Genomic DNA, 4,743 nt, shown 5'->3' on the forward strand with positions numbered 1-4,743 from the left:
GTTGGGGGGCGGGGTTGGGGGGAATCGAGTTGGCTGGGGTCGATCGCTGTGGGAGAGACTGTAGGAGGGTTTGGACTTCGCGGGCGGAACTGTAGCGATCGCGGGGGCTGTGGGAAAGGAGGCGATCGAGTAAATTGCCGAGGGCGGGACTGACCTGCGCAAACGATCGCCAATGCCATTGGGCTTGGTGGTCGTTATACAGTTCCATGGGCGATTTGCCCGTTAGTAATACTAATGTCGTCACAGCGAGGGAATAGAGGTCGGTGCTGGGAAAAACTTCGCCGCGCAATTGTTCTGGTGGGGAAAATCCGGGTTTATGGATTTGGGTGCCCATACCGGGACTACCAGAGAGTTTCAGTGCAGTGGTGGCGACTTGGCGCACGCTGCCAAAGTCAATCAGAAAGGGTTTGCCACTGGTCTGTTCGCGGATCAGGTTGTCAGGGGCGATGTCTCGGTGGATGACGCCGCGATCGTGGATGTAGCTCAGGATGGGCAACATATCCAGCAAAAACTGGATGGCTTCGGCTTCGGTCAAGCGGTTACCGCGATCGATCCAGGTTTCGTAGGACTGGCCTGCAATGAATTGTTCAACGAGGAGGAGCGCGTCTTGGCCTTGGTAGCGGATGGATAGCAAGGCGCGAAATTCTGGGATTTTGGGGTGCCGCAGTTGATAGAGGGTTCCGGCTTCCCGTTGGAACAGTTCTTCGGCTTTGCGCAGGATGCTGGGTTCGCTGATTTGGGGGGCAAATTCTTTGAGGACACAGAGTTCGTTAAAGCGGTGACGATCGCGGGCGAGATAGGTGCGTCCAAATCCGCCGTAGCCCAGGAATTGTGCGACTTCGTAACGGTTTTCAAGAACGAGGCCAGTGGAAAGAGGTGCTAGGAGCGGCATGGAGTCAGCAGTAAATCACGGGATGACTGACGAACAACTTCACAACTTAGTGTCGTGTTTCCGATCTTTGTTTCGTGCTTCCGATCATGGCATAGAAGTTTGCAATTGGTTGCGATCGTGAACTAACGATCTCCGCACCCCGATCGCACCCTATGGATCATCCCGATCGGGGGTGTATTCAATTAAGTCGCTAGGGGTGCAGTTGAGGTATTTACACAAGGCATTCAGCGTATCCCCCCCTAAATGAGGCATGTTGTCCGGTTTTTTGAGATTGGAGATGGTGTTGGGGTGAACGTTCATTAAGTCAGATAACCGCTTGTTGGTCATCCGCTCCCTTGCCATGATCTCCCGTAGTCGCCACCGAATCACCCAATCAAATCCTAGAAAACTGGTTGGAATAAACAGAAAACTTGTGTGATGCAATAAGACCCAATCAACCACAAGCCAGTGGGTCCCGTTGAAAGTTCTGCACTGGCTCTAGGTCTAACTTGCATTGGATAATGTGAATATTATGACCTATCGCGATCGCCTGACGTGATGGATCGTTGTGCGCTTGGTGCCGAATATGCAACGAGTTAGGTGGGTGGACGGGTAGGTGGGTGACTGAACCAGGGATCTTATTTTTTAGGAAGTCCCTGACTATAAGGGTTTGCATATCCAATTGATTCTGCGATCGATTGATTAAGAGTCCATCGATTAAAAACTTAATTAAAAACCGATCGGGAGTATTTAGAGTAACACCAGAATAAGCAATAGAATTCATTGTGGAGAATCCGCTAATGCTGCTGTAGAGTGCTGGTATAGAGAATTCGCTTGACTTCGTACTGTAGGCCAATAATCGGGCGTGTGAGGGGCTTCTACGATGGGATTACACCGAATTATCCGACAAACCGTCAAGATTGTTAGCGTTGCCCTTATCTGCGAGATGGGCAGCTTCCTCCTTTGTTTCCCCAGCTTCGCTCAAACCCAGCCCCCCGCCTTCCGTGATCTCTCTGGCCATTGGGCCGCCGCCTGCATTACCAACCTCAGCGAAACTGGCCTCATCAGTGGTTACCCCGATCGCACCTTTCGCCCCGATGCAGAAGTTAGCCGTGCCGCCTTTGCTGCCATGGTTACTAAAGCCTTTCCCCAGGTTGCCGCTGTCCGATCGGCCCAGTCCTTCAGCGATGTGCCTGCTTCCTTTTGGGGGGCCGCAGCCATTCAGCAAGCCTATCGCGCGGGGTTTTTCTCAGGGTTTCCCGACGGCAGCTTTCGGCCCAACGCCCCCATCACTCGCGCCCAAGCATTAACGGCTCTGGCCAGTGGCTCCCAGTGGAAAGCTCAACGATCGATCAAATCCACCCTGGCCAACTTCAAAGATGCCAAAACCATTCCCAGTTATGCAGAATCCGCGATCGTTGCGGCCCTAGAAAAAAATGTCGTTGTCAATCACCCCGACGCCCAGAAAATTAACGCCGATCGCATCGCCACCCGCGCAGAGCTGGCCGCTTTCCTATGCCAAGCATTGCCCGATCGCAATGGACTGATTGCCAAAACCTATCTGCCAGCAACCGCCGATGGAGCACCTACCCAGTGCAAAGAAATTCGGGGGGTATGGCTGACGAATATTGATAGCGATGTTTTTTTTGAGGCCGATCGTTTAAAGTTGGCGATTCAAACGCTCCATGCCCAGGGCTTTAATACCATTTATCCTGCTGTTTGGAATTGGGGCTATACGCTCTATCCCAGCGAAGTCATGCAGCGCAAAATTGGTCTAGCGATCGACCCCCGTCCCGCAGGTTTACAAGGGCGGGATATGTTGCAGGAAATGATTACGGAAGCCCATCGGTTGGGGATGACGGTCGTGCCTTGGTTTGAATTTGGCTTTATGGCTCCAGCGGATTCGGAACTGGCTGTAAATGCGAAGGATTGGTTAGCCAAAACTCAGACGGGAGAAACTACTTGGCTGGAGGGATCGGATGTGCGTGTTTGGCTCAGTCCCTTTCGATCGGACGTTCAGCAATTTATTCTCGATCTAGTGACTGAAATTGTAGGTCGTTACGATGTAGATGGGATTCAGTTTGATGATCATTTTGGTTTGCCCGTGGAGTTTGGTTATGAGGCTGCAACGGTTGCGTTGTACCAGAAGGAAACTGGTGGTAAACAACCGCCCAAAGCCGTGAATGATGATGGATGGGTGCGTTGGCGAGCCGATAAGATTTCCCAGTTCATGGCCAATGTGTTTAAAACGGTCAAGGCCAAAAATCCCAATGCTAAAATATCCCTCTCGCCCAATCCCTACAGTTTCGCCTACAACAAATCTCTGCAAGATTGGCGCAGTTGGGAACGCCAAGGGTTGATTGAAGAGTTAGTGGTGCAGGTTTACAAGGATAGTTTTGCAGGGTTCGATCGGGAACTGACTCAACCAGAATTCTTAGCGGCACAGTCGCACATTCCGACGGGGGTTGGCATTCTGGCTGGGTTACGGGGGAAGAAGGTGCCCATGGCGCAAATTCAGCAGCAGGTTAAGGCCACGCGCGATCGGGGTTATGGGGGCGTTTCCTTCTTTTTCTATGAAACCCTTTGGAATATCACTGGAGAGTCTAGCGATCGACGCAAAGCGGATTTTAAAGGATTACTAGAAATCTCTCCGCCTAACTGCAAATAACAATTAGAGATCGTTGCTGCTGCTGTCCACGATCGAAGACACATGAAAATACAAGGATGGAATGTCGATCGTTGTACTAGCCTAACGTGGACAATGAGCGGCGTGAGCAAAAATAAAAAAATACCCCAGTAGTAGGGTGAATTGAGCGTCCACGAATCACTGGAACAAATATTACTAAGAACTAAAAGATAATGCTAGGAACAGAAAATCAATGGTCAAAATAGGCGTTGTTGCATGAAGAGGGGTTGCGGGTGGGCCGAGCCATGGTAAGTTTCAGTTACCACACAAAAACCGTGCCATGAAACCTCAATACCGCATCCGCAACTGGTCTGAGTATAACGCTGGATTGAAACAGAGAGGAAGCCTCACCTTCTGGATTGAGGAATCTGTCCTAGAGCAGTGGGTGGTCGAAGATTTGAGCGGCAAACCCGGTGCATCAGTTTTCTATAGTGACCTAGCGATTCAAACGATGGCGACCGTCAAAGCGGTCTATGGGCTGGCTGGAAGGCAGTGTCAAGGATTTCTTGAATCGATTTTTGAGTTGATGGGCATCGAGTTGTCGGTGCCCGATCACAGCACTCTATCGCGCCGCCTAGGGAAACTGAGAATCACCTTACCCATCCAGTCCAAAGCAGGGGCTCGTCATATCGTCGTCGATTCTACGGGCGTGAAAGTGTATGGGGAAGGAGAATGGAAAACCCGTCAGCACGGGGTCAGCAAACGTCGAACTTGGCGCAAGTTGCACCTAGGGGTCGATGAAGCCACGGGTGAGATTGTAGCAATGGTGGTCACGACGAATGATGTCGCGGATGGAGAAGTGCTCGAAACCCTCTTGGAGCAAATTGAGGATGAGATAGAGCAGGTTTCGACCGATGGAGCCTACGACCATCGCCATTGCTACGACGAGATAGAGGCCAGAGGAGCCAGAGCCGTGATTCCCCCGCGCAAGGATGCCAAAATCTGGCAGCATGGCAATTGCAAAGGCAAGCCCCATCCGCGCGATGAGAATCTGCGTCAGATTCGCAACCATGGGCGAAAACGCTGGAAGCGAGAGTCTGGCTACCATCGCCGCTCGATTGCTGAAACGACCATGTTTCGCTTCAAGGCGATTTTTGGCGGCAAGCTCAGTGCCCGTCAATTTGACAATCAAGCGGTGGAGTTGTTTATCAAATGTGCTGCGCTCAACCGTATGATTGCTATCGCC

At 51.5% G+C, this 4,743-nt stretch carries 4 protein-coding genes; 2 read left to right on the forward strand and 2 right to left on the reverse strand.

What is annotated here, in order from left to right; genetic code table 11:
• Together ACN4EG_RS27100 and ACN4EG_RS27105 are read right to left on the reverse strand one after the other, a co-directional pair.
• Positions 1 to 892 (reverse strand): protein kinase domain-containing protein (locus ACN4EG_RS27100; protein ID WP_431633401.1); only part of this gene is annotated, 892 nt, incomplete at its 3' end.
• A gap of 150 nt (positions 893 to 1,042) precedes the next feature.
• Positions 1,043 to 1,333 (reverse strand): helix-turn-helix domain-containing protein, encoded by a 291-nt coding sequence (locus ACN4EG_RS27105; RefSeq protein ID WP_431633402.1) that lies wholly within the window; start codon positions 1,331 to 1,333, stop codon positions 1,043 to 1,045.
• A gap of 421 nt (positions 1,334 to 1,754) precedes the next feature.
• Here ACN4EG_RS27105 and ACN4EG_RS27110 point away from each other — a divergent pair, with 421 nt between their 5' ends.
• Entirely contained in the window at positions 1,755 to 3,539 is a 1,785-nt protein-coding gene (locus tag ACN4EG_RS27110) for a glycoside hydrolase family 10 protein (RefSeq protein WP_431633403.1), read from the forward strand.
• Positions 3,540 to 3,837: 298 nt separating this feature from the next.
• On the forward strand, positions 3,838 to 4,743 hold a 906-nt coding region (locus ACN4EG_RS27115), incomplete at its 3' end, for an IS5 family transposase (protein WP_431633404.1).

Origin of the sequence: Alkalinema pantanalense CENA528, from assembly GCF_050753345.1 — a bacterium.
GTDB classification, from domain to species: Bacteria; Cyanobacteriota; Cyanobacteriia; order Leptolyngbyales; family Leptolyngbyaceae; genus Alkalinema; species Alkalinema pantanalense.

Excerpts from the sequence above, each read along its gene's own strand:
- ACN4EG_RS27110 (WP_431633403.1), top strand. The coding sequence starts at position 1,755 with ATGGGATTACACCGAATTATCCGACAAACCGTCAAGATTGTTAGCGTT.